The 24,019-nt window shown below is 72.3% G+C and carries 23 protein-coding genes; 8 read left to right on the top strand and 15 right to left on the bottom strand.

The window, feature by feature from the left end:
- Positions 1–70 precede the first annotated feature (70 nt).
- Positions 71–901, top strand: a complete 831-nt coding sequence (locus tag OGL89_RS14120; protein WP_263120795.1) for a purine-nucleoside phosphorylase — start codon at positions 71–73, stop codon at positions 899–901.
- 26 nt (positions 902–927) lie between these two features.
- On the top strand, positions 928–2,742 hold the full coding sequence (locus tag OGL89_RS14115; protein WP_263120794.1) for a phospho-sugar mutase: 1,815 nt from the start codon (positions 928–930) through the stop codon (positions 2,740–2,742).
- A gap of 57 nt (positions 2,743–2,799) precedes the next feature.
- Here the strand turns inward: OGL89_RS14115 and deoC are convergent, their stop codons facing one another.
- Genes deoC through OGL89_RS14100 form a run of 3 tightly spaced genes read right to left on the bottom strand, consistent with a single transcriptional unit; the run spans position 2,800 to position 4,903 of the window.
- Complete coding sequence (gene deoC / locus OGL89_RS14110; RefSeq protein ID WP_263120793.1) at positions 2,800–3,474, bottom strand: deoxyribose-phosphate aldolase; 675 nt, start codon at positions 3,472–3,474, stop codon at positions 2,800–2,802.
- 52 nt (positions 3,475–3,526) lie between these two features.
- Entirely contained in the window at positions 3,527–4,609 is a 1,083-nt protein-coding gene (locus OGL89_RS14105) for an adenosine deaminase (RefSeq protein WP_263120792.1), read from the bottom strand.
- A gap of 60 nt (positions 4,610–4,669) precedes the next feature.
- On the bottom strand, positions 4,670–4,903 hold the full coding sequence (locus OGL89_RS14100; protein ID WP_263120791.1) for a hypothetical protein: 234 nt from the start codon (positions 4,901–4,903) through the stop codon (positions 4,670–4,672).
- Between the two features lie 136 nt (positions 4,904–5,039).
- Between OGL89_RS14100 and OGL89_RS14095 the strand changes: the two genes are divergently transcribed.
- Positions 5,040–5,450, top strand: a complete 411-nt coding sequence (locus OGL89_RS14095; RefSeq protein WP_263120790.1) for a VOC family protein — start codon at positions 5,040–5,042, stop codon at positions 5,448–5,450.
- Between the two features lie 49 nt (positions 5,451–5,499).
- Here OGL89_RS14095 and OGL89_RS14090 read toward each other — a convergent pair whose 3' ends face one another.
- The 8 genes from OGL89_RS14090 to OGL89_RS14055 all read right to left on the bottom strand — a co-directional run bounded on the left by OGL89_RS14090 (position 5,500) and on the right by OGL89_RS14055 (position 15,078).
- A complete protein-coding gene (locus OGL89_RS14090; protein ID WP_263120789.1) occupies positions 5,500–6,789 on the bottom strand; it encodes a thymidine phosphorylase in 1,290 nt (429 codons plus the stop codon).
- Entirely contained in the window at positions 6,786–7,202 is a 417-nt protein-coding gene (locus OGL89_RS14085) for a cytidine deaminase (protein ID WP_263120788.1), read from the bottom strand. Before OGL89_RS14085 ends, OGL89_RS14090 begins: the two co-directional genes overlap by 4 nt.
- Before the next feature lie 8 nt (positions 7,203–7,210).
- Positions 7,211–8,500: an ABC transporter permease gene (locus tag OGL89_RS14080; RefSeq protein WP_263120787.1), complete on the bottom strand. Its 1,290-nt coding sequence runs from the start codon at positions 8,498–8,500 to the stop codon at positions 7,211–7,213.
- A complete protein-coding gene (locus OGL89_RS14075; protein ID WP_263120797.1) occupies positions 8,497–9,705 on the bottom strand; it encodes an ABC transporter permease in 1,209 nt (402 codons plus the stop codon). The genes OGL89_RS14080 and OGL89_RS14075 overlap by 4 nt, the downstream gene beginning before the upstream one ends.
- Positions 9,706–9,749: 44 nt before the next feature.
- Positions 9,750–11,339 carry an ABC transporter ATP-binding protein gene (locus OGL89_RS14070; RefSeq protein WP_263120786.1) on the bottom strand — a complete coding sequence of 530 codons (1,590 nt, stop codon included), beginning with the start codon at positions 11,337–11,339 and terminating at the stop codon, positions 9,750–9,752.
- A 118-nt stretch (positions 11,340–11,457) separates the two neighbouring features.
- Positions 11,458–12,531: a BMP family ABC transporter substrate-binding protein gene (locus OGL89_RS14065; RefSeq protein ID WP_263120785.1), complete on the bottom strand. Its 1,074-nt coding sequence runs from the start codon at positions 12,529–12,531 to the stop codon at positions 11,458–11,460.
- A 201-nt stretch (positions 12,532–12,732) separates the two neighbouring features.
- The gene (locus OGL89_RS14060) at positions 12,733–13,926 is read right to left on the bottom strand and encodes an amidohydrolase (protein ID WP_263120784.1); all 1,194 of its coding nucleotides are present in this window, start codon (positions 13,924–13,926) and stop codon (positions 12,733–12,735) included.
- Between the two features lie 27 nt (positions 13,927–13,953).
- Entirely contained in the window at positions 13,954–15,078 is a 1,125-nt protein-coding gene (locus OGL89_RS14055) for a mannose-1-phosphate guanylyltransferase (protein ID WP_263120783.1), read from the bottom strand.
- A 123-nt stretch (positions 15,079–15,201) separates the two neighbouring features.
- Between OGL89_RS14055 and sdhC the strand changes: the two genes are divergently transcribed.
- From sdhC to OGL89_RS14035, 4 genes are all read left to right on the top strand, one after another.
- Positions 15,202–15,672: a succinate dehydrogenase, cytochrome b556 subunit gene (sdhC, locus tag OGL89_RS14050; protein WP_263120782.1), complete on the top strand. Its 471-nt coding sequence runs from the start codon at positions 15,202–15,204 to the stop codon at positions 15,670–15,672.
- Between the two features lie 52 nt (positions 15,673–15,724).
- Positions 15,725–16,174: a succinate dehydrogenase hydrophobic membrane anchor subunit gene (locus tag OGL89_RS14045; protein WP_263120781.1), complete on the top strand. Its 450-nt coding sequence runs from the start codon at positions 15,725–15,727 to the stop codon at positions 16,172–16,174.
- A gap of 62 nt (positions 16,175–16,236) precedes the next feature.
- Positions 16,237–18,081, top strand: coding sequence for a succinate dehydrogenase flavoprotein subunit (sdhA, locus tag OGL89_RS14040; protein ID WP_263120780.1), 1,845 nt, complete (start codon positions 16,237–16,239; stop codon positions 18,079–18,081).
- 1 nt (position 18,082) lies between these two features.
- Positions 18,083–18,847: a succinate dehydrogenase iron-sulfur subunit gene (locus tag OGL89_RS14035; protein ID WP_263120778.1), complete on the top strand. Its 765-nt coding sequence runs from the start codon at positions 18,083–18,085 to the stop codon at positions 18,845–18,847.
- Between the two features lie 28 nt (positions 18,848–18,875).
- Here the strand turns inward: OGL89_RS14035 and OGL89_RS14030 are convergent, their stop codons facing one another.
- A complete protein-coding gene (locus OGL89_RS14030) occupies positions 18,876–19,670 on the bottom strand; it encodes a histidine phosphatase family protein (RefSeq protein ID WP_263120777.1) in 795 nt (264 codons plus the stop codon).
- Positions 19,671–19,805: 135 nt separating this feature from the next.
- Between OGL89_RS14030 and OGL89_RS14025 the strand changes: the two genes are divergently transcribed.
- A complete protein-coding gene (locus tag OGL89_RS14025; RefSeq protein ID WP_263120776.1) occupies positions 19,806–21,374 on the top strand; it encodes an AlkA N-terminal domain-containing protein in 1,569 nt (522 codons plus the stop codon).
- Positions 21,375–21,392: 18 nt separating this feature from the next.
- Here OGL89_RS14025 and OGL89_RS14020 read toward each other — a convergent pair whose 3' ends face one another.
- The 3 genes from OGL89_RS14020 to trpS all read right to left on the bottom strand — a co-directional run.
- Positions 21,393–22,403: a YihY/virulence factor BrkB family protein gene (locus tag OGL89_RS14020; protein ID WP_263120775.1), complete on the bottom strand. Its 1,011-nt coding sequence runs from the start codon at positions 22,401–22,403 to the stop codon at positions 21,393–21,395.
- 10 nt (positions 22,404–22,413) lie between these two features.
- Complete coding sequence (locus OGL89_RS14015) at positions 22,414–23,016, bottom strand: 2'-5' RNA ligase family protein (protein WP_263120774.1); 603 nt, start codon at positions 23,014–23,016, stop codon at positions 22,414–22,416.
- Positions 23,013–24,019: tryptophan--tRNA ligase (gene trpS / locus OGL89_RS14010; RefSeq protein WP_276582488.1), on the bottom strand; the 1,007-nt coding region annotated here is incomplete at its 5' end. The genes OGL89_RS14015 and trpS, both read right to left, overlap by 4 nt.

The raw sequence follows: 24,019 nt of genomic DNA, 5'->3' as shown, positions 1-24,019 counted from the left end.
GACCCCGGCGACCCGGTAGTGTCGACTGTTGCCCGCAGACCGCGCTTCCCCACCCCCGGAGGACCCACCGATGGCCGACGACGCCCGCCTGGACGACCTGACCGCCGACCCGATGCAGATCGCCGCCGAGGCCGCCGCGACGCTCGCCGAGCTGACCGGTGTCGCCCGGCACGACGTCGCCCTGGTGCTGGGCTCCGGCTGGGGCGGCGCCGCCGACCTGCTGGGCGAGACGGTCGCCGAGCTCCCCGCGCACGAGGTGCCGGGCTTCGCGAAGCCCGCGGTGGTCGGCCACGTCGGGACCATCCGCTCGATCCGGATCGCCGGCACCGACAAGCACGCCCTGGTGCTCGGTTCGCGGACCCACCTGTACGAGGGCAAGGGCGTGCGCCGGGTCGTGCACGGCGTGCGCACCGCCGCGGCCGCGGGCTGCTCCACCGTCGTGCTGACCAACGGCTGCGGTGGCCTGGACCCGTCCTGGGCGCCCGGCACCCCGGTGCTGATCAGCGACCACATCAACCTGACGACGGTCTCCCCGCTGGAGGGCGCGACCTTCGTCGACCTGACCGACCTCTACAGCCAGCGGCTGCGCGACGTCGCGCACCAGGTCGACCCCGGCCTCGATGAGGGCGTGTACGTCCAGTTCCGCGGCCCGCACTACGAGACCCCGGCCGAGGTGCGGATGGCCGGGGTGATCGGCGGCTCGCTGGTCGGCATGTCCACCACCATCGAGGCGATCGCCGCCCGGCACGCCGGGATGGAGGTGCTCGGCATCTCCCTGGTCACCAACCTGGCCGCCGGGATCAGCGCCGACCCGCTCTCCCACGAGGAGGTGCTGGAGGCGGGTCGCGCCGCCGGACCGCGGATCAGCCGGCTGCTGGCCGAGATCGTCACCCACCTCTGAGCACCGCCGGAAAGGGACCGAACACCATGACCGCCCAGAAGACGTGGGATGCGCTCGCCGACGAGGTGCGCGCCTGGATCGCCGACGACCCCGACCCCCGCACCGCCGCCGAGCTGACCGCGCTGCTCGCCCGGGCCGAGGCGCCGACCGACCAGGGCTCCCCGCTGGAGCAGGAGGCCGCCGCCACGCACGCCCGTGCGGCGCGCGAGGACCTGGCCGACCGGTTCCTGGGTCTGCTGCAGTTCGGCACCGCCGGGCTGCGCGGGGCGATCGGCGGTGGTCCGAACCGGATGAACCGCGCCGTGGTCATCCGGGCCGCCTCCGGTCTGGGCGCGTACCTGCTCGGTGAGCTGGACGGGGTCAGCCCGGCGCCGCGGGTGGTCGTCGGTCACGATGCCCGGCACGGTTCGCTGGACTTCGCCCGGGACACCGCCGCGGTGCTCACCGCGGTGGGCATCGAGGTGCTGATGCTCCCGCCGCAGCTGCCCACCCCGGTGCTCGCCTTCGCGGTGCGGCACCTGGACGCCGACGCGGGGGTGATGGTCACCGCCAGCCACAACCCGCCGCAGGACAACGGGTACAAGGTCTACCTCGGTGGCCGGGTGGTCACGGACGCCGGTCAGGGCGCGCAGATCGTGCCGCCGACGGACAGCGCCATCGCCGCGGAGATCGCCCGGGTGCCGTCGGTGTCCGCCGTCCCGCGCGCAGCCGAGGGCTGGACCCAGCTGGACCAGACCATCCACACCGACTACCGCGCCGAGGTCGCGACCCTGGCCGACCCGGCCGTCGACGCCGCCACCGCCGCGGACCTGCGGATCGTGCTCACCCCGATGCACGGGGTGGGCGGCGAGACCGCCCGCCAGGTGCTGACCGCGGCCGGGTTCACCGACCTGCACCTGGTGCCGTTGCAGGCCGAGCCGGACCCGGACTTCCCGACCGTCGCCTTCCCGAACCCGGAGGAGCCGGGCGCGATCGACCTGGCCGTCGCGCTGGCCCAGGAGGTGGACGCCGACCTGGTGATCGCCCTGGACCCGGACGCCGACCGCTGTGGCGCCGCCTTCGTCGACCCGCGTCGCCGGACCCACGCCGGTCCCGGAGCGGCGGCCTCGGACGGCTGGCGGATGCTGCACGGCGACGAGGTCGGCGCGCTGCTCGGCACGGTCGCCGCGGAGCGCTCGGCGGGCGTCGAGGGCGGAGTGCTGGCCAACTCCATCGTGTCCTCCCGGCTGCTGTCCCGGATCGCCCGGGGCGCGGGCCTGGAGCACGCGCAGACCCTGACCGGCTTCAAGTGGATCTCCCGGGTCGAGGGCCTGGTCTACGGGTACGAGGAGGCGCTCGGCTACTGCGTGAACCCGGCCGGGGTGCGGGACAAGGACGGCATCTCCGCCGCCCTGCTGCTGGCGAGCCTGGCCGCCCGGCTGAAGACCGCGGGGCGCGGCATCGTCGACGTGCTCGACGACCTGGCCCGGCAGCACGGTCTGCACCTGACCGACCAGCTGTCCGCCCGGTTCACCGACCTGGCCAAGATCCCGGAGGCGATGGCACGGCTGCGCGAGCACCCGCCGGTCACCCTGGCCGGGTCGCCGGTGCTGACCGTCATCGACCTGGCGGAGGGCTACGACGGCCTGCCCGGCACGGACGGCATCCTGCTGCTGGCCCAGGACGACACCCGGGTGATCGTCCGGCCGTCCGGCACCGAACCCAAGGTGAAGTGCTACCTGGAGGTCGTGCTGCCGGTGGAGGCCGATGCGCCGTTCGAGACCGTGGGCCGGGCCCGTGGCGCGGCCCGCGACCGGCTGGACCGGGTGCGCGCGGACGTGGCGGCGGCGCTGGGGATCTGAGCGCACGCGAACGCCCCCCGACCCGCGCCGGGTCGGGGGGCGTTCGCGTGGCGGGGCTCAGTATCCGCCGTCGGCCTCGAAGCCGGACAGCACCGCAGCGGTCCCGGACAGGCCCAGCCGGGTGGCCCCGGCCTCGATCATGGCGATCGCGTCGGCGGCGGTGCGCACCCCACCGGAGGCCTTGACGCCCAGCCGTCCGCCGACGGTCGCGGCCATCACCTCGACCGCGTGCACGCTGGCTCCGCCGCTGGGGTGGAAGCCGGTGGAGGTCTTCACGAAGTCGGCGCCGGCGGCCTCGGCGGCCCGGCAGACCTCGACGATCTCGTGGTCGGTCAGCGCGGCCGACTCGATGATCACCTTGAGCACGGTCGGCGCCGGGGCGGCGGCACGCACGGCGGCGATGTCGGCCTGCACCGCGGCGAACTCCCCCGCCTTGGCGGCGCCGACGTCGATCACCATGTCGACCTCGTCCGCCCCGTCCGCGACCGAGCGGGCGGCCTCCGCGGCCTTCACGTCCGAGTGGTGCTTGCCGGACGGGAAGCCGCACACGGTCGCGACCTTCAGACCCTGGGCGTCCACCGGCAGGAACGACGGGGAGATGCAGATCGAGTAGACGCCGAGCCCGACGCCCTCCGCGATCAGCGCCTCGACGTCGGCGCGGGTGGCCTCCGGCTTGAGCAGCGTGTGGTCGACGAACTGCGCGAGGCCGGCGGCGTCCAGCGAGGCGGTCATGCCGCGGCCCCCGCGGGCGCGGGAGCGCAGCGAGCGGACTCGTGGGATGTGCTCATTGTCTGTGCCTTCCTTCGGAGGTGGAGAAGCCGGGCGCGATCACCCGGCGGATCAGGTCCTCGCGCTCGTCCTGGTGGCAGAACGCGTGTCGAGCGGCGGTGAGGGTGACCGCGAGCAGGTCGTCGGCACCCCAGCCGGCCTGCTCGACCAGGCGGTGCAGCTCGGTGGTCATGCTGGTGGCGGACTGCAGGCGGTTGTCGGTGTTCACCGTCACCGCGAAGCCCAGCCGGAGCAACCGGGTCACCGGGTGCTCCGCGATCGAGGTGGCGGCGCCGGTCTGCAGGTTGGAGGTCGGGCAGACCTCCAACGCGATCCGGCGGTCGCGGACCCAGTGCGCGAGCCGGCCGAGCCGGGTGCCGCCCTCGCCGTCGTCGTGCAGGTCCTCGGTCAGCCGGACGCCGTGGCCGATCCGCAGCGCGCCGACCTCCACCGCCTCGTCCACCGAGTCCGCGCCCGCGGCCTCGCCGGCGTGCACGGTCACCGGGAACCGGGCCGCCCGCAGCCGGGCGAAGGTGGCCCCCATCCCCTGCGCCGGATACCCGGCCTCCGGCCCGGCGATGTCGAATCCGGCCACGCCGCGATCCCGGTTCGCCAGAGCGAGCGCGGCGATCTCCTCCGCGCGGTCGGTCTGCCGCATCGCGCACAGCAGCAGGTTCATCCGGATCTCCCGACCCGCGGACCGCGCCTCGGCCTCCCCCTCGACCACACCGGCGCGCACCGCGTCCACCACCTGCTGCAGCGAGAGCCCGCCGCGCTGGTGCTGCTCCGGGGCGAACCGCTCCTCGGCGTAGACCACCCCGTCCGCGGCCAGGTCCAGCACGGCCTCCCGCGCGGCCCGGGCCAGCCCCTCGGCGTCCTGCAGCACCGCCAGGGTGTGCTCGAAGGTGGCGATGTACGCCTCCAGGCTCCCGGAGGCCGCCTGCCGGTAGAACCAGTCGCTCAGCTCGCCGGGGTCGTCCACCGGCAGCGTGTGCCCGTTCCGGGCCGCCAGCTCGGCCACCGTGGCGGGACGCAGTCCGCCGTCCAGGTGATCGTGCAGGACGACCTTGGGCAGTGCGGCGATCTGCTCCGGGGTCATACCGCAACCGTACTGGCGCGGGGGCGCACGACCCGCATCGATGAGCGCGCCGGGGAGCCGTCAGCCCGGATAGTCCTCCCCCTCGTCCTCCGGCAGCTCGGCACGCTGCTCGGCCACGTCGGCGGGGTCGGCGCGGCCGTCCAGATCGGGGCGGGGGTCGGCCGGGTGGTAGCCACCGTCCGCCGGGTCGTCGGGGTCGTCACGGTCGGCGGGGTCCAGCTCCGGCAGGTCCGTGGTCGCGGGGCTCTCCAGTCCGGCGTCGCGCCAGGACTCGTGGCCGGGAACGGTGCTCATGGTGTCCTCCCTCGGGTGGTCGTCCCGCCATCGTGTCGCGACGCGACGCCCGCCGCCAGGGCTGCGTCCCGGCCCTGGGGACCACGGGCCGAGACGGCTCCTTGTGGACAGCCGCGCGGCGGGAGAACCTGCGGGGATGACAACCGAGAACCCGATCCGCCAGCTGCGCCTGGTCGTGCAGGCCGAGGACTACGAGGCCGCGTTGGCCTTCTACCGCGACGTCCTGGGCATGCCGGAACAGGCCGCGTTCCAGGGCGAGGGCGGCGCCCAGGTCACCATCCTGGACGCGGGCCGTGCCACGCTGGAGCTGGCCAATCCGCACCAGGTGGCCATGATCGACCGGGTGGAGGCCGAGGGACGGCCGAGCGCGCGGCTGCGGGTCGCGTTCGAGGTCACCGACACCGAGGGGACCACCCGGCGGGCGACCGAGGCCGGAGCGGAGCTGATCGCCGAGCCGAGGACGACGCCGTGGCGTTCGGTCAACTCCCGGCTCGAGGCCCCGGCCGGCCTCCAGGTCACCCTGTTCCAGGAACTCGGTCCGGCCTGAGCACGAGGACGGCCGGACCCCGTGGGGTCCGGCCGTCCTCGCCCGGGGATCAGCCCGCGACGATCCGGTCGATCACCAGCGGCTTCGCCTCGTAGTCGCCGTCGGTCACGTCCACCGCGTCCGCCAGCGCCTCGGTCGCCCGGGCGAAGCGCTCCGGGGTGTCAGTGTGCAGCGTCATCAGCCGCTGACCGGCCGTGACCGTGTCACCCGGCTTGGCGTGCAGCTCGACACCGGCACCGGCCTGCACCGGGTCCTCCTTGCGTGCCCGGCCGGCGCCGAGCCGCCACGCGGCGATGCCCACCGCGTACGCGTCCAGGCGGCTGAGCACGCCGTCCGCCGGAGCCAGGATCTGCTCGGTGTGCCGCGCGACCGGCAGCACCGCGTCGGCGTCGCCGCCCTGGGCCCGGATCATCCGGCGCCAGGCGTCCATCGCGCGACCGTCGGACAGCGCCGCGGCGACGTCGACGTCCGGCTTGCCCGCGGCGGACAGCATCTCCTGGGCCAGGGCCACGGTCAGCTCCACCACGTCGGCGGGGCCACCACCGGCCAGCACCTCCAGCGACTCCCGGACCTCCAGGGCGTTGCCGGCGGTCAGGCCGAGCGGGGTGTCCATGTCGGTGAGCAGCGCGACGGTGGTGACCCCCGCGTCGGTGCCCAGGTCGACCATGGTGCGGGCCAGCTCGCGGGCCCGGTCCACGTTCTTCATGAATGCGCCCGAGCCGACCTTGACGTCCAGCACCAGTGCACCGGTGCCCTCGGCGATCTTCTTGCTCATGATCGAGGAGGCGATCAGCGGGATGGCCTCCACCGTGCCGGTCACGTCGCGCAGCGCGTACAGCTTGCGGTCCGCGGGGGCCAGACCGGAACCGGCCTGGCAGATGACGGCGCCCACGTCGTCGAGCTGGGCCATCATCTCCTCGTTGGACAGCGCGGCGCGCCAGCCCGGGATGGACTCCAGCTTGTCCAGGGTGCCGCCGGTGTGGCCCAGGCCGCGGCCGGACAGCTGCGGCACGGCGACGTCGAACACCGCGACGAGCGGGGCCAGCGGCAGGGTGATCTTGTCGCCCACCCCGCCGGTGGAGTGCTTGTCCGCGGTGGGCCGGCGCAGGGCGGAGAAGTCCATCCGCTCACCGGAGGCGATCATCGCCGCGGTCCAGCGGGCGATCTCGGCCCGGTCCATCCCGTTCAGGAGGATGGCCATGTTGAGGGCGGACATCTGCTCCTCGGCCACCACCCCGCGGGTGTACGCGTCGATCACCCAGTCGATCTGGGCGTCGGACAGCCGGTGGCCGTCCCGCTTGGCGACGATGACGTCGACGGCGTCGAAGCTCTCGGTCACGCCTGCACCTTCCGTTCGACGAGGTCCTCCGGCCCGAAGGCGTCGGGCAGGACCTCGCGCATGGTCTTGAATCCGCTGACGGTGTCCAGCACCAGGTCGGCCCCGCCGTGCTCCCACAGGAGCTGACGGCAGCGGCCGCAGGGCATCAGCGTGTTGCCCTGTCCGTCCACGCAGGTGAAGGCGACCAGGCGGCCGCCCCCGGACAGGTGCAGGCCGGAGACCAGCGCGCATTCGGCGCACAGTGTCAGACCGTAGGAGGCGTTCTCCACATTGCACCCGGTCACGACCCGGCCGTCGTCCACCAGCGCGGCGACGCCGACCGGGAACCTCGAGTACGGGACGTAGGCGTGCGCCATGGCCTCGGTGGCGGCGGCCCGCAGGCCGTCCCAGTCGACCTCGGTGTTGTCAGTCACTCGAACCCTCACTTGACGTAGGCGATGCCCTCGGCGGCGGGCGCGCGGACCTTCCCGACCAGACCGGCGACCGCGAAGATGGTCACGACGTAGGGCGTCATCAGCATCAGCTGGCTGGGGATCGGGGTGCCGATGATGCCGAGCACCACCTGCAGGTTGTCCGCGAAGCCGAACAGCAGCGCGGCGGCGAGCGCACCCTTCGGGCTCCACCGGCCGAGGATCATCGCGGCCAGGGCGATGTAACCCTTGCCGCCGGTCATCTCCTTGCCGAAGGCCAGGCCGTTCGCCACCGTGAAGAACGCGCCGCCCAGACCGGCGACCGCGCCGCCGAGCAGGGTGTTGCGAATCCGGGTCCGGTTGACCTTGATGCCGACGGTGTCCGCGGCCTTCGGGTGCTCGCCGACCGCACGCAGCCGCAGGCCCCACTTGGATCGGAACACCAGGATCTGCAGCGCGATCACCACGACGTACATCAGGTAGACCAGCGCGGTCTGCCGGAACAGCACCGGACCCAGCACCGGGATCTCGCTCAGCACCGGGATCGGCAGCGTGGGCAGCCGCGGCGGGGTGTTCAGCGTGCTCGCGTTCACCTTGAGCACCGTGGAGAACAGGTAGCTGGTGATGCCGACGACCAGCACGTTCAGCACCACACCGACGATGATCTGGTCCACGACGTACTTCACCGCGAAGGCCACCAGCAGGGCGGAGACCAGCGCACCGGCGATCGGCGCGGCGATCAGGCCGAGGTAGGCCGACTGGGTCAGGGTGCCGACCACCGCGGCCAGGAAAGCGCCGGCCAGCAGCTGGCCCTCGATCGCGATGTTGATGATGCCGGACCGCTCGCAGAGCATGCCCGCCAGCGAGCCGAACACCAGCGGCACGGCCAGGAACAGCGACCCCTGCAGCAAGCTGGTCAGCGGCAGGGGCTGGTTCTTCCCGGCCACCGCCCAGACCAGCAGCGCGAACACCAGGACGACCGCGTAGACCGCCGGCAGCCAGAGTCCGACCTTGCGCCGGTTCCGCGCGTACCAGAAGGTCAGCGCGCCCAGTGCCAGTGCGATCAGCGTGAGCACGATCGCGGTGGTCTTGCTCGGCACGTCGAACCGGTCGATCTGGAAGAAATCCGTGCTGGTCGACACGGTGAAGCCGGTCCTCCGGCCCGAGGCGGGCAGCAGACCGAAGCCGATCAGCGCGAGCACGGCGATCACCACGTAGGCGATCGGTGCCTTGTAGGAGATCGGCGGCAACGGCTTGGCCGCCGGACGTGCCGGGGCAGGAGCAGCGGTCACGGCGCTCACGCTGCGGCCTCCTTCGTGACGGGCGCGGGCGTGGGGCTGATCTGCTGGCGACGACCCGGGGAGGGCAGCCGGAACACGGCCCGGACCAGCGGCGGGGCGGCGATGAACAGCACCACCAGGGACTGGACCACCAGGACGATGTCGATCGGCGTGCCGGTGCGCGACTGCATCGCGAAGCCACCGGCACGCAGCGCGCCGAACAGCAGACCGGCCAGGAAGGTGCCCAGCGGCTTGGAGCGGCCGAGCAGGGCCACGGTGATCGCGTCGAAGCCGAAGGACGCGGCGACCCCGGCGGTCAGCACCTTCTCGGTGCCGAGCACCTGGGCCGAACCGGCCAGACCGGCCAGCGCGCCGGAGGTGATCATCACCAGCAGGTAGATCCGGTTGATGTTGATGCCCGCGGTGCGCGCGGCCGACGGGTTCGCGCCCACCGCCCGGAACTGGAAGCCCAGCGTCGACCGGTCCATCAGCCACCAGACGAACACGGTCGCCACGATCGCCAGCAGGAACCCGGCGTGCAGCCGGAAGTCGTCGCCGAGCAGCCGCGGGTAGATCGCGGTGGAGTCGATCGGCGGGGACTGCGGGTTGTTGCTGCCCTCGCGCTTGAACGCGGTGGTGGTCAGCAGGTACGCGACCAGGTAGACCGCGATGTTGTTGAGCATGATCGTGACGATCACCTCGTTGGCGCCGGTCCGGGCCTTGAGGAAGCCCGCGATGCCGGCCCAGATCGCCCCGCCGAGCGCGGCGGCGATGATCGCCAGCAGCAGGTGCAGCACCGGCGGCAGCCCGAAGGCGAAGCCGATGTACCCGCCGAAGACGGCGCCCAGGATGATCTGGCCCTGCGCGCCGATGTTGAACAGCCCGGCCCGGAAGCCGACCGCCAGGCCGAGACCGGCCAGGATCAGCGGCACCGACCAGGTCATCGTCTCGGTCAGCGGGCGGACCGCCTTGGCGAAGGTGGAGGCCGTCGGGTCGACGATCGCGCCCTGGAACAGGGCGACGTAGGCGTGCCAGACCGAGTTCCACACCGCGGACAGGAAGTCCGTCGGGCGGGCGAACAGGTAGCTCGCGGTGGTGTGCACGTCCTCGTCCGCGGCGGCGATCAGCACGCCGGACACGATCAGCGCCAGCAGCAGCGCGGCGACGGTGACCAGCCAGTTGCTGGTCAGCATCTCCCGCAGGGCGCCCTGGAGCCGCGGCTCCAGCCGCTCGTCCTGGGCGTCCTTCGCGGGGACGTCGGGTGCGGCGTTCACTCGCTCTCCTCCTCGGCGGCCTCGATGTCGGCCTCGCCGAGCACCGTGTGATGCGAGGCGGCCTGCTTGACGGCCTCCTCCTGCGGGACGCCGGCCATCATCAGGCCCAGCACATCCCGGTCCGGCGTCGCGGCCGAGGCATCGACGGTGCCGACGATCCGGCCGCGGTACATGACCACGATCCGGTCCGCCAGGTCCAGCACCTCGTCCAGTTCGGTCGACACGATGATCACCGGGGTGCCGGAGTCGCGCTCGGTCACGATCCGCTTGTGCACGAACTCGATCGAGCCGACGTCCAGACCACGGGTGGGCTGCGAGGCGATCAGCAGGCGCAGCGGGCGGGACATCTCCCGGGCCAGCACGACCTTCTGCTGGTTGCCGCCGGACAGGGTGCCCGCGTGGGCGTCCACCGACGGCGTGCGCACGTCGAACTCGACCGTGCGCTGCTCGGCGTTCGCCCGGACCTTGGCCGGGTCCAGCGAGATGCCGGAGGCGAAGGCGGGAGTGTCGTACAGGTCCAGGATCAGGTTCTCCGCCACCGAGAAGTCGGCGACGATGCCGTCCTCGGTGCGGTCCTCCGGGACGAAGCCGACCCCGGCGGTGAGCACCTCCTTGACCGAGCGGCCGAGCAGCTCCTTGCCGTCCAGCGTCACCGACCCGGCCAGCGCGGGCTGCAGGCCCAGGACGACCTCGGTCAGCTCGGTCTGGCCGTTGCCCTGCACACCGGCGATCGCGACGATCTCCCCACGGGCCACGTCGAAGGAGATGCCGTCGACCTGGCGGACCCCGGCCTCGTCCAGCACCGTCAGGTCGCGCACCTGCAGCGCCACCTCGCCCGGCTGGGCGGCGGCGCGGTCCACGCCGAGCGACACCGAGCGGCCGACCATCAGCGAGGCCAGCTCGGTCTCGGAGGACTGCGGGTCCGCGGAGCCGACGACCTTGCCCCGGCGGATGACCGTGATCCGGTCCGCGACCGCACGCACCTCGCGCAGCTTGTGGGTGATGAAGACGATCGAGGTCCCCGCGGCCTTCAGCTGGCGCATGATCGCGATCAGCTCGTCGGTCTCCTGCGGGGTGAGCACCGCGGTCGGCTCGTCCAGGATCAGCACCTTCGCGTCCCGGGACAGCGCCTTGATGATCTCCACCCGCTGCTGGGCGCCGACCGGCAGGTCCTCGACCATCGCGTCCGGGTCGACGTCGAAGCCGAACCGGTCGGAGATCTCCTTCACCCGGCGACGGGCCTCGGGCAGGTCGATCAGGCCGCCGCTCGTGGTGGGCTCGTAGCCGAGCACCACGTTCTCCGCGACGGTGAACACCGGCACCAGCATGAAGTGCTGGTGCACCATGCCGATCCCCGCGGCCATCGCGTCACCGGGGCCGGTGAAGGTCACCGGCTGGTCGTCCACCAGGATCTGGCCCTCGTCCGGGTCGTAGAACCCGTACAGGACGTTCATCAGGGTGGACTTCCCGGCGCCGTTCTCACCCAGCAGGGCGTGGATCTCGCCGGGTTCGACCACCAGGTCGATGTGGTCGTTGGCCACCAGCGTCCCGAAACGCTTGGTGATCCCGCGCAGCTCCAGCTTCACGGTGGGCCTGCTCCTCGATCGTCGTCGCATCGTCCCGCGCAGACTAGCCCGCGCGAGGGTGCCGTCACGACGGCGGCCCGGGCAGAAACACCCTGCCCGGGCCGCCGTTCGCGTGACGTCAGTTCTGGCTGGGGGACTCCACCACCAGGTCACCGGAGATGATCTGCGCCTGCAGGTCCCCCACGGCGGTCTTCACCTCGTCCGGGACCGTCGAGTCGAAGTCGTGGAACGGCGCGATGCCGATGCCCTCGTTCTCCAGGGTGCCGACGTACGGGTCGGAGGAGAAGCTGCCGTCGGCGGCCTCGGACACGGTGTCGTACACGGCCTGGCCGATCTCCTTCATCACCGAGGTGAGGATGATGTCGGAGTAGTCGGGCGAGGTCTCGTACCAGTCGGCGTCCACGCCCACGATGGAGACGTTGCCGGCTTCCTTCGCGGCGGCGGCGGCGCCCAGGCCCACCGGACCGGCGACCGGCATGATCACGTCGGCGCCCTGGTCGATGAAGCCCTTGGCCAGGTTCTGGCCCTTGGTCTGGTCGTCGAAGTCACCGGTGAAGGAACCCGTCTGGGCCTCCTTGTCCCAGCCCAGCACCTGCACGTCGGCGCCGTTGTCCTCGTTGTACTTGGCGACGCCGTCCGCGAAGCCGTCCATGAAGATGGTCACGGACGGGATCGAGATGCCGCCGAAGGTCGCGACGGTGCCGGTCGTCGAGGTGCCCGCGGCGACGTAGCCGGCCAGGTACGCGGCCTCCTGCGTGTTGAAGAGCAGCGGCTTGGCGTTGTCGGAGTCCTCGTTGAAGGCCGAGTCGACCAGGGCGAACTCGATGTCCGGGTTCGCCGAGGCGGCGTCGGTCAGCGCGTCGGCCAGCAGGAAGCCGACGCCGATGATCAGGTTGCAGTCCTGCGCGACCAGCTGGTCGACGTTCGGGGCGAAGTCGGTCTCGGCGGAGGACTCCACCTTGACGACCTGCACGCCGAGCTCGTCACCCGCACGGTCGAGGCCCTCGGCGCCCGACTGGTTGAACGACTTGTCCTCGAAGCCACCGGCGTCCGAGACCATGCAGGCCTTGAAGTCGGAGGACGCGTTGTCGGAGCCACCGGTGGAGCCGGACTCCTCCGGGGCGCTGCCACAGGCAGCCAGGGCGAGGGCGACGGCCCCGCCGAGGGCGGCCGCACGAACGATGTTCTTCACACTGCACTCCTGCTCTTGGTCTGCGCCGGCCCCGAAGGTCCCCCGGGCCGCGAGCCCCGTTGCCCGCGGTCCGGGCGGGTCCGTCCGGCGTTCGGGCAGCACCCTAGCCACGGGCAGGTAACGCTGGTGTTACCGAGGCGTACCTCAGGGGGTTCCGTTACGCACTTGGAATGTTGGGCTCCGCCGTTCGGGTGCCGTCGATCAGACCTGTCCGGCGATCAGCGCGGCCCTGGCCAGCAACGCAGCCCCCGCGGGCAGCGCCTGCTCGTCGATCACCAGGTTCCCCTGATGGATGTCGTACGACCGGCCGCCCGGGGTGCGGGTCCCCAGCCGGGCCATCGCGCCGGGCACCTTGGTCAGGTACCAGGCGAAGTCCTCGCCGCCGAGCGACTGCTCGGTCAGCTGCACCGACTCGGGTCCCAGCACGTCCCGGGACGCGGCCTCCAGCACTGCGACGGCGCGCTCGTCGTTCTCGACCGGCGGGACGCCGCGCTGATGCCGGATCTCGACCTGGACGCCATAGGGCGCCACCACCTGCTCGACCGCCTCGTGGAAGACCTGCGAGGCCTGCTCCCAGGCCCGCACCTCCAGGCATCGCAACGTGCCGCGCACCGAGCCCGAGGACGGGATCGCGTTGTGCGCCCGGCCCGCCTGCACCGCACCCCAGGTGAGGTTCACCCCGGACCGCGGGTCCAGCCGGCGGCCGATGATCGCGGGCACCTGGGTGATCACCTGACCGAGCGCGTAGACCACGTCGCCGGTCAGGTGCGGACGGGAGGTGTGCCCGCCGGCGCCGGTGAGCTGGACGGTCACCTCGTCCGAGGCGGAGGTGATCGGGCCGATCCGGCTGCCGATCTGGCCGACGTCCACCTTGGGGTCGCAGTGCACCGCGAAGATCCGGCCCACGCCGTCCAGGCCGCCCGCCGCGATCACGTCCAGGGCGCCGCCGGGCTGCACCTCCTCGGCGGGCTGGAAGATCAGCCGCACCCCGGTGTCGAGCTCGCCCTCGGCGTGCAGGGCGGCCAGCGTCAGGCCGGCACCCAGCACGGCGACGGTGTGCACGTCATGCCCGCAGGCGTGCGCGACGTTCGGGACCGTGGACGCGAACGGCAGGCCGGTGGTCTCGGGCACCGGCAGGGCGTCCAGGTCGGCGCGCAGGCCGATCCAGCGACGGCCGGTGGCGACCGGGTTCGGGCCGATGTCGCAGACCAGGCCGGTGCCGGGCAGCAGGCGCGGTTCCAGGCCGGCGGCCCGCAGCCGATCGGCGACCATCCGGGTGGTGCGCTGCTCGGTGCGGCCGAGCTCCGGGTGGGCGTGCAGGTCCCGCCGGATCGCGACCAGCTCCTCCGAGAGCGATCCGACCAACTGCAGTACCCGGGAAGCGTCGACCGTCATTCGACCGACAGTACCCAGGCCCGCACGTCAGAGCAGGTCGTCGCGTCCCCGCGAGCGCCAGCCGTCGACCGCGCCCTTGACCTGCTGGGCGTGCGCGCGGGTGGTGACCAGCAGGGCGTCCGGGGTGTCCACCACCACGGCGTCCGGGATGCCGAGCACGGTCACGGTGCGCTCGCCGGTGAGCACCAGCGCCCCCGGGGCGTCCAGCCGCTGCACCAGGGACTCCTCGCCCAGGGTGCGCGAGCCGTCGTCCGGCTGCGCCGCGGCCGCCAGCAGCGGGGCCAGGGAGGCGAAGTCGCCCACGTCGTCCCAACTGAAGTCGCCGGGCACCACGGCCACCCCGCCTGCCGCGGCCACCGGCTCGGCGATGGCGTGGTCGATCGCGATCTTGGTCAGGGTGGGCCAGACCTCGGCCAGCACCTCGTCCCGCTCCGGGGTGTCCCAGACCGCGGCGATCCGGCGCAGCCCCGCGGCCAACGGCGGCAGCTGGAGGGCCAGGTGGTCCAGCAGGACCCCGGCGGCGACGATGAACATGCCCGCGTTCCACCAGTAGTGCCCGGTGGCGAGGTACGCGGCGGCGGTCTCGGCATCCGGCTTCTCGGTGAAGGCGGCCACGTGCCGGGCGCCCTCGGCCCCGTCGACGCCCAGCGGATCGGCGGCGTCGATGTACCCGAAGGCGGTGGACGGCTCGGTGGCCTCGATCCCGATCGTGACCACGTAGCCCGCGCGGGCCGCCTCGACGCCGGCGCGCACCGCGGCCTCGAACCGGGGCAGCTCCCCGATCACGTGGTCGGCGGCGAAGGAGCCCAGCACGGTGCCGGGTCCGTGCCGTTCGGCCAGGATCGCGGCGGCCAGACCGATCGCGGCCATCGAGTCCCGCGGCGACGGCTCGGCGATCACCTGGGCGCCGGACAGCTCCGGCAGCTGGGCGCGGACCGCGTCGACGTGCCGGGCGCCGGTGACCACCAGGACGCCGTCCGGGCCGGTCAGCGGGGCCAGCCGGTCGACGGTGCCCTGCAGCAGGGTCCGTCCGGTGCCGGTCAGGTCGTGCAGGAACTTGGGCGCGCCCTGCCGGGAGAGCGGCCAGAGCCGGGTCCCGGCGCCACCGGCCGGGATGACGGCGTGGAATCCGTCGACAGGGGTGTCAGCCATGCCGGACAGGCTAGCGGGCCGGTCATCAGCGCGAATGATCCTGGGACCAGAGTCCCAGATGCAGTGTGCGGTTCGTCACACTCGGCCCGTTCAGGCCGCACGAGGTCTCGGCCCCAGCGCACGATGCCTAGAGTGCTCCCACCGGACACCGCAGTCCCGATCAGCCCTGGAGGCATCACCTTGTCGACAGCGTCAGCGTCGTCGCCCCCCAAGCCCCGCCGTCAGCCCGCAGGCACCCTCTACCGAGGGCGCGAGGGCATGTGGTCCTGGGTCGCCCACCGGATCACCGGTGTGCTGATCTTCTTCTTCCTGCTGGTGCACGTGCTGGACACCTCGCTGGTCCGGGTCTCCCCCGAGGCGTACAACGACGTGATCGGCACCTACAAGAACCCGATCATGGGGCTCGGCGAGGCCGGGCTGGTCGCGGCGATCGTCTTCCACGCCTTCAACGGCATCCGGATCATCCTGGTCGACTTCTGGGCCAAGGGGCCGAAGTACCAGCGCGTGATGCTCTGGGTCGTGGTCGGGCTGTTCGTCGTGACGATGGCCGGCTTCCTGCCCCGCCACCTGATGCACGTCTTCGGAGGCGAGTGATGACACACCACGACGTCGCTCGCTGCGCTCCCGACTCCGCGAGGACCCCGTCATGACCACGATCCCCGCACCGAACACGCCGGTGGTCCGGCCGTCCCGACGTACGTCCCGCGGCAACTGGGAGCTCTACGGCTGGGTGTTCATGCGCGCCTCCGGCGTGGTGCTCCTGGTGCTGATCTTCGGGCACCTCTTCGTGAACCTGGTCGCCGGGGACGGGATCAGCGCGATCGACTTCGGCTTCGTCGCCGGGAAGTGGGCCTCGCCGTTCTGGCAGATCTGGGACCTGCTCATGCTCTGGCTGGCGATGATCCACGGCACCAACGGCGTGCGGACGATCATCAACGACTACGCCGAGCGCGACGGCACCCGGTTCGCGCTCAAGCTCGCGCTGTACACCGCCTTCACCGTGGTCGTGGTGCTCGGCACCCTGGTGATCTTCACCTTCGACCCGTGCCCGGCGAACAGCCCGGCGAGCCTGCTGCCGTCGTTCTGCACCGCCTGACCTCCTGAACCGCCCCGCCTCGCCGCTCGCCCGGCGCGGTCGAAAGAAAGGCATCGCCCCCGATGCAGATCCATCAGTACGACGTCGTGATCGTCGGAGCCGGCGGTGCCGGGATGCGTGCCGCCCTGGAGTCCTCGTCCCGCACCCGCACCGCGGTGATCTCCAAGCTGTACCCGACCCGCTCGCACACCGGGGCGGCCCAGGGCGGGATGTGCGCGGCGCTGGGCAACGTCGAGGACGACAACCCGGAATGGCACACCTTCGACACCGTCAAGGGCGGCGACTACCTCGTCGACCAGGACGCCGCGGAGATCATGGCCAAGGAGGCCGTGGACGCGGTGCTCGACCTGGAGCGGATGGGCCTGCCGTTCAACCGCACCCCGGAGGGCCGGATCGACCAGCGCCGGTTCGGCGGGCACACCCGCAACCACGGTGAGGCCCCGGTCCGTCGTGCCTGCTACGCCGCCGACCGCACCGGTCACATGATCCTGCAGACGCTCTACCAGCAGTGCGTGAAGCAGGACGTGCAGTTCTTCAACGAGTTCTACGTCCTTGACCTGCTGATGAACCGGGACCTGTCCGGGGAGACCGGCGACGTCGCCGACGGCGAGGAGGTCGCGGTCGCCGGGGTGGTCGCCTACGAGCTGGCCACCGGGGAGATCCACGTGTTCCGGGCCAAGTCCGTGGTCCTGGCGACCGGCGGCGCGGGCAAGATCTACAAGACCACCTCCAACGCGCACACCCTGACCGGCGACGGCATGGCGATCGCCTACCGGCGCGGGCTGCCGCTGGAGGACATGGAGTTCTTCCAGTTCCACCCGACCGGCCTGGCCGGGCTCGGCATCCTGCTGTCCGAGGCGGCCCGCGGCGAGGGCGGCATCCTGCGGAACGCGGACGGCGAGCGGTTCATGGAGCGCTACGCCCCCACCATCAAGGACCTGGCACCCCGGGACATCGTCGCCCGCTCGATGGCCAACGAGGTCCGTGAGGGCCGGGGCGCCGGCCCGAACAAGGACTACGTGCTGCTGGACCTGACCCACCTGGACCCGGCGCACATCGACGCCAAGCTGCCGGACATCACCGAGTTCGCCCGGACCTATCTGGGCATCGAACCGTACACCGAGCCGGTGCCGGTCTACCCGACCGCGCACTACGCGATGGGCGGGGTGCCGACCAACGTCGAGGGCGAGGTGCTGCGCAACCCGCGCGACGTGGTGCGCGGGCTCTACGCGGCCGGGGAGGTCGCCTGCGTCTCCGTGCACGGGTCCAACCGGCTGGGCACCAACTCGCTGCTGGACATCAACGTCTTCGGCAAGCGGGCCGGCATCTCGGCCGCCGAGTACGCCGTCCGGGCCGACTGGGTCGAGCTGCCGGACGACCCGGAGTCGTCCACCGTCGCCGAGCTGGAGGAGATGCGCGCCCGTCCCAAGGGCGAGCGGGTCGCCGACGTGCGGCGCGAACTGCAGCAGACGATGGACACCAACGCCCAGGTGTTCCGCACCGCGGAGTCCCTGCGCCAGGCGCTGACCGACATCCACGCGCTGCAGGACCGGTACGCCCGGGTCTCGGTGCAGGACAAGGGCAAGGCGTTCAACACCGACCTGATCGAGGCCCTGGAGCTCGGCTTCCTGCTCGACCTGTCCGAGGTGGTCGTGATCGGGGCGCTGAACCGGCGCGAGTCCCGCGGTGGGCACTTCCGCGAGGACTACCCGGATCGGAACGACGCCGAGTTCATGGAGCACACGATGGCCTACCGCCGACCGGCAGGTGCGCACATCGACGACCCGGTGGCCCCCGCCCCCGCGGGCGAGGAGTTGCCGGTGTTCCCGCCGGAGCGCCCCAGCGTGCTGCTCGGCACCAAGCCCGTGATCACCACCGTCTACCAGCCGATGGAGCGGAAGTACTGACATGACCGCGACCCTGGACAAGCCCGACGCCCAGACCGCCCCGGCGGAGATCCCGTCCTTCCAGGTCACCCTGCGGATCCGGCGGTACACCCCGGAGACGCACGGCGAGGAGCCGTACTGGCAGGACTTCACCGTCACCGCGCACGGCACCGACCGACTGCTGGACGCCCTGCACACCATCAAGTGGGAGCTGGACGGCTCGGTCACGTTCCGCCGGTCCTGCGCCCACGGCGTGTGCGGGTCGGACGCGATGCGGATCAACGGCCGCAACCGGCTGGCGTGCAAGGCCCTGCTCAAGGACCTCGACCCGAGCAAGCCGATCACGGTCGAGCCGATCAAGGGCCTGCCGGTGATCAAGGACCTGGTCGTCGACATGGAGCCGTTCTTCGCCTCCTACCGCGAGATCATGCCGTTCCTGATCACCACCGGGCACCAGCCGTCCCGCGAGCGCCTGCAGTCCCCGGAGGAGCGCGCCCGGTTCGACGACACCACCAAGTGCATCCTGTGCGCGGCCTGCACCAGCTCCTGCCCGGTGTTCTGGACCGACGGCCAGTACTTCGGCCCGGCGGCGATCGTCAACGCGCACCGGTTCATCTTCGACAGCCGGGACGAGGGCGGCGCCCAGCGCCTGGAGATCCTCAACGACAAGGAGGGCGTCTGGCGCTGCCGGACCACCTTCAACTGCACGGAGGCCTGCCCGCGAGGCATCGAGGTCACCAAGGCGATCCAGGAGGTCAAGCGGGCGATGATCACCCGCGCGTTCTGAGCGCGCGGCGTCACCCTCGTCCCGGGGCTCAGGCGGCGTCGTCGAGGTAGTCGGTGTCGTTGCTGCTCACGATCGTCGTCGTGCCCCCGTCCACCTCGATCACGCTCAACGCGAGGTTGTGGAACTGGGTCGGCTCGAAGCCGGGGTCGAGGTACTCCAGCAGCGACCCGATGGCCAGGCCGTGGCTGACCACGAGCACGTCACCCCCACCCTGGGCCCGTGCGTCCTCGATCAGCTCGCCGAACCCCTCCGCCAGCCGGTCCCGGATCGCGTCGGCGTCCTCCGCGAGCCCCAGCGGATCGCTGTCGGCGAAGAAGTCGGCCACGGCGGTGAGGCTGCCGACGTCCGCGACGAAGCTGCCCATGTCCGCCTGCACCGCGGACCACTCGTAGCCGTGCTCCCCCAGCGCGGTGCCCCAGGCGTCGTCGTTCGGATTGCCCTCGAACCCGCCGAAGTTCCATTCGCGCAGCTCCGGCAGGTACGTCGGCTCCGGCGCGTCGTCCTGGCCGGCCAGGATGTGCTCCGCCGTCTGCCGGGTCCGGCCGAGGTCGCTGACGTAGGCCGCCACGAAGTCGTGGTCCGCCAGCGCCTCCCCGGCCTGGTCCGCCAGGTCCTCGCCCTCCGGGGTCAGCGGCGAGTCCGACCAGCCCTGCATCACCCCGATCCGGTTGAACACCGTCTCGCCGTGCCGCACCACGTAGACCGTGACGTCGGAGGGCTCCGCGCTCGGGCCGGCGTCGGAGCCGCCGGCCCGGTCCGCACCGCATCCCGCCAGCGCCAACGCCGCCGCCACCAGCACCACACCGATCGACCGTCTGCTCATCTCTCACTCCCTCGTGATCGTGCTCTGTCGGGTCGACGCTACTGATCAGTAGCAGGCTCGTGAAGATGTCATCGGGTGATACCCCTGTCCGATTCCCGCTAGACAGCCGGGGTCGCGGCGACGTCCACTGGTGCGGTGACCCCCACGCACGACGCCGCCCGCTGCCGGCCCGGCGACCCCCGGTTCGACCGGTGGTACCGCGTGATCGACGCCCGGGACGCCCGGTTCGACGGCCAGTTCTTCACGGCGGTGTCCTCCACCGGCATCTACTGCCGCCCGTCCTGCCCGGCCCGGACCCCCAAGCGGGAGAACGTGTCGTTCTACCTGACCTCCGCCGCCGCGCACGAGGCCGGGTTCCGGGCCTGCAAGCGCTGTCTGCCCGAGGCCGCCCCCGGCACGCCGGAATGGGACCTGCGCGGCGACCTCGCCGGACGGGCGATGCGCCTCATCGCGGACGGCGTCGTCGACCGGGAGGGTGTGGACGGCCTGGCGGACCGGCTCGGCTACTCCGCCCGGCAGGTGCACCGGACGCTGACCGCCGAGCTCGGCGCCGGGCCGCTCGCCCTCGCCCGGGCCCGGCGCGCGCAGACCGCGCGCAGCCTCCTGGTGGGCACCGACCTCCGACTGGCGGACATCGCCTTCGCCGCCGGGTTCGGCTCCGTCCGGCAGTTCAACGACACCGTGCGCGAGGTCTTCGACACCACCCCCGGTGAGCTGAGGGCCAGGGCGCCACGGACCGCCCGCACCGCCCGGGCCGAGGACGTCGCCGCGGTCCGGATCGCCCTGTCCCTGCCGGTCCGGCAGCCCTACGACGCCCCGGGGGTGTTCGGTTTCCTCGCCGTCCGTGCGGTGCCCGGTGTGGAGTCGACGGATCCGGGCGGCACCGACCGCCTGCGGTACGCCCGGACCCTGCGCCTTCCGCACGGACCCGGCGCGGTCGAGGTCACCGCCGAGCGGACTCCGGCGGGCTGGCGGCTGGCGGCCGACCTGGAGCTCACCTCGCTGGCCGACGTCGGGGTCGCCACCGCCCGGGTCCGACGCCTGCTGGACCTGGACGCCGACCCGCTCGCCGTGGACGCCGCCCTGTCCGCGGACCCGGCCCTGGCACTCCTGGTCGCCGCGGTGCCCGGCATCCGGGTCCCGGGCGCGGTCGACCCGGAGGAGATGGTGCTGCGCGCGCTGGTGGGGCAGCAGATCAGCGTCGCGGCCGCCCGTGGGCACCTGGCCCGGCTGACCGCGCTGCTCGGCACTCCGGTGGCGAGCTCCTTCGCCGGACTGGACCGGCTGTTCCCCACCGCGGGACAGATCGCCGCCGGCGTCCCCGCACCAGGCGCCGTGCTGGACCCCGACCGGCCGCTGCGGCTGCCCGGACGGTCGATCACCACCGTGCGGGACACCTGCGCGGCACTGGCGGACGGCACGCTCCGGGTCGACGTCGGCGCGGACACCGCCGAGCTGACCGGGGCCCTGGTCGCACGTCCGGGCATCGGACCCTGGACCACCGCGTACCTGGCCATGCGGGTGCTCGGCGCACCGGACGTCTGGCTGCCGGGTGACGCGGCTCTGCTCGCCGGCGCCCGGGAACGGGGCCTCGTGGACTCCGGACTGCCGCGGGCCGCCGCTCACCGGGCCCTCACCGCGCACGCGGCCGGCTGGGCGCCCTGGCGCTCCTACGCGGTCACCCACCTCTGGCGAGCGGCCTGACCACGGGGCCTCCGCGCGTCAGTCCTGGTCCGGCCCGGGCGGGTCGGCGGTCCAGGCCGCCGCGAGCAGGACGATCCGGGCGATCAGGTTCATCCACACCAACAGCGTCACGATCACCGCGAAGGACGTCAGGATCGGATTGCTGCTGGCCGAACCCGCCACCACCGAGGTCCCCAGCACCCGGACCACGCCCAGCCCGACCCCGGCGATCACCGCTCCGCCACGCAGGTCCTTCCAGGCCGGACGCAGCCCGGACAGCAGGACCACGATCAGGCAGAACGTGGCCGCGTCGACCGCGAACGCCACCAGGATGCCCAGCGCCCGCACGACGATCCCGCCCGCCGTGGAGTCCTCCAACCCGACCAGGCCGAGCAGCCAGTCCGCGGCGGTGGTCGTGCCGATGCTCAACACGGCGGACAACAGGATCGCCAGGGCCATCCCGACGAACGCGCCGAGCTGACGCAGCTTGCCGATCACCGCGTTGTCCCCGCCCCCGGGGTCCTCGTCGAACATCGCCCGCACCGCGGTGCGCAGCGCCGCCATGGCGGAGATCGCGGACATCAGCAGCACCACGAAGGCGATGACGCTCGCGATCCCCAGACCGCGGCTGAACTCCAACGAGCTCGGATCGATCAGACCGGTGGAGTCGCCGCCGGTGTCCACCAGACCCGGGAGGTTCGCGTCCACGGTGTCCAGCACGGTCTGCCGGAGCTCCTCGTTGCCGCCGAGCACCGCCATGAACGCCGTGTAGCCGATGGTCAGCCCCGCGAAGACCGAGAACAGGGCCGCGTAGGCGATGCCACCGGTCAGCACGCCACCACCCGCGGAACCGAAGCGGGCGTTCGCGCGGGCCGCCCGGGTCCGCTGCCACCAGGCGAGCAGCGCCGTGACCCGTGCGATCAGGCCCTTGACCCCACCGGGGTACGCGCGCGCTCCGACGTCCTTACGGTCGCCCGCGGCGGTGTCGGCCTGACCGGCCACCTTCGCGTGGACCTGCCCCGATCCTCGTGGTTCTGCCGCCGGACTCATGCAGGTGACCCTAGGAGTCGGAGGGCTCCCCGGCATCCCGAACGGGCTGGTCGGGGCCGGTGAGCGGGTGGGTGTCCAGCACGCGCCAGCGACCGTCGTCGCCGTGCTCGTACACCTGGATCCCCGGAACACCGAACCGCGCGTCGAAGTCGGCCAGGTCCTCGAAGGCCTGGTCCAGGGCGGGGTCCGGGACGTCGTGAGCGATCGTCACGTGCGGGTGGTAGTGGAAGCGCAGCTCCTGCGCGAGCAGACCGGTGCGGATCTGCCGTTCCAGCGTCTCGCACGGGCCGATGCCCTCGACCACCTGGACGAAGACCACCGGCGACACCGGCCGGAAGCTGGCCGTGCCGCGCAGGTGCACCTCGAAGGGCGCGTGCCCGGCGGCGATCCGGGCCAGGTGGGCGCGCACCGCGGGCAGCTCGCTCTGCTGCACGGTGGTCGGACCCAGCAGGGTGATGTGCGGGGCGATCAGGTCGGCGGCCGGGTCGCCCACCCGGGCCCGGGCGTCGCGCAGCCGGGTCGCCCACGGCTCGGGGATCCCGACCGCGACGCCGATCCGGATCGTGCCGGGTGCGCCCCGCACGATCGGGATCGCCTGCGTGTAGTCGGTCATGCCGTCCGGCGCGGCAGGAGCCCGAAGCGGTCCGCGATCCGCCGCATCACCGGCGCGGCGATCTCCGCCGCACGGTCCGCGCCCTCCGCCAGCACCGCATCGAGTGCGGCCGGGTCGGACAGGTACGTGTTCACCCGGTCCTGGAACGGGGTCAGGAAGTCGACCACCACGTCGGCCAGGTCCACCTTCAGGTGCCCGTAGCCCTTGCCGTCGTAGTCGGCGACGATCGTGTCGATCTCCCGACCGGTCAGCGCGGAGAAGATGGTCAGCAGGTTGGCGATGCCCGGCTGGTTCTCCCGGTCGTAACGGATCTGCGAACCGGCGTCGGTCACCGCGGACCGGATCCGCTTGGCGACCGTCTTCGGCGGGTCGAGCAGCTCGATGATGCCGTTCGGGCTGGAGGAGGACTTGCTCATCTTCGACGTCGGGTCCTGCAGGTCGAAGATCTTGGCGGTGGCCTTGACGATGTGCGCGTCCGGCACCACCGCGGTGCCCGCGCCGAACCGGGAGTTCAGCCGCTGCGCCAGGTCCCGGGCCAGCTCCAGGTGCTGGCGCTGGTCCTCGCCCACCGGCACCAGCGCGGTGTCGTAGAGCAGGATGTCCGCGGCCATCAGGATCGGGTAGGTGAACAGCCCGACCGAGGTGCCCTCGGCGCCGTGCTTGCTGGACTTGTCCTTGAACTGGGTCATCCGGCCGGCCTCACCGAACCCGGTCTGGCAGGACAGCAGCCAGGCCAGCTCCGCGTGCTGCGCGACGTGCGACTGCACGAACAGGACGGACCGCTGCGGGTCGACGCCCGCCGCGAGGTACTGCGCGGCGGTCCGGCGGCTGCGCTCGCGCAGCACCGCGGGATCCGGCGACACCGTGAGGGCGTGCAGGTCGACCACGCAGTAGATCGGGTCGTAGGAGTCCTGCAGCGCGACCCACTGGGTCAGCGCGCCCAGGTAGTTGCCGAGGTGGAGGGAATCACTGGTGGGCTGCATCCCGGAGAAGATGCGCGGCA

The sequence above is a fragment of the Cellulomonas sp. RIT-PI-Y genome (assembly GCF_025642745.1).
Taxonomy (GTDB): Bacteria; Actinomycetota; Actinomycetes; order Actinomycetales; family Cellulomonadaceae; genus Cellulomonas.
This window is presented reverse-complemented; position numbering and strand designations above follow the sequence as displayed.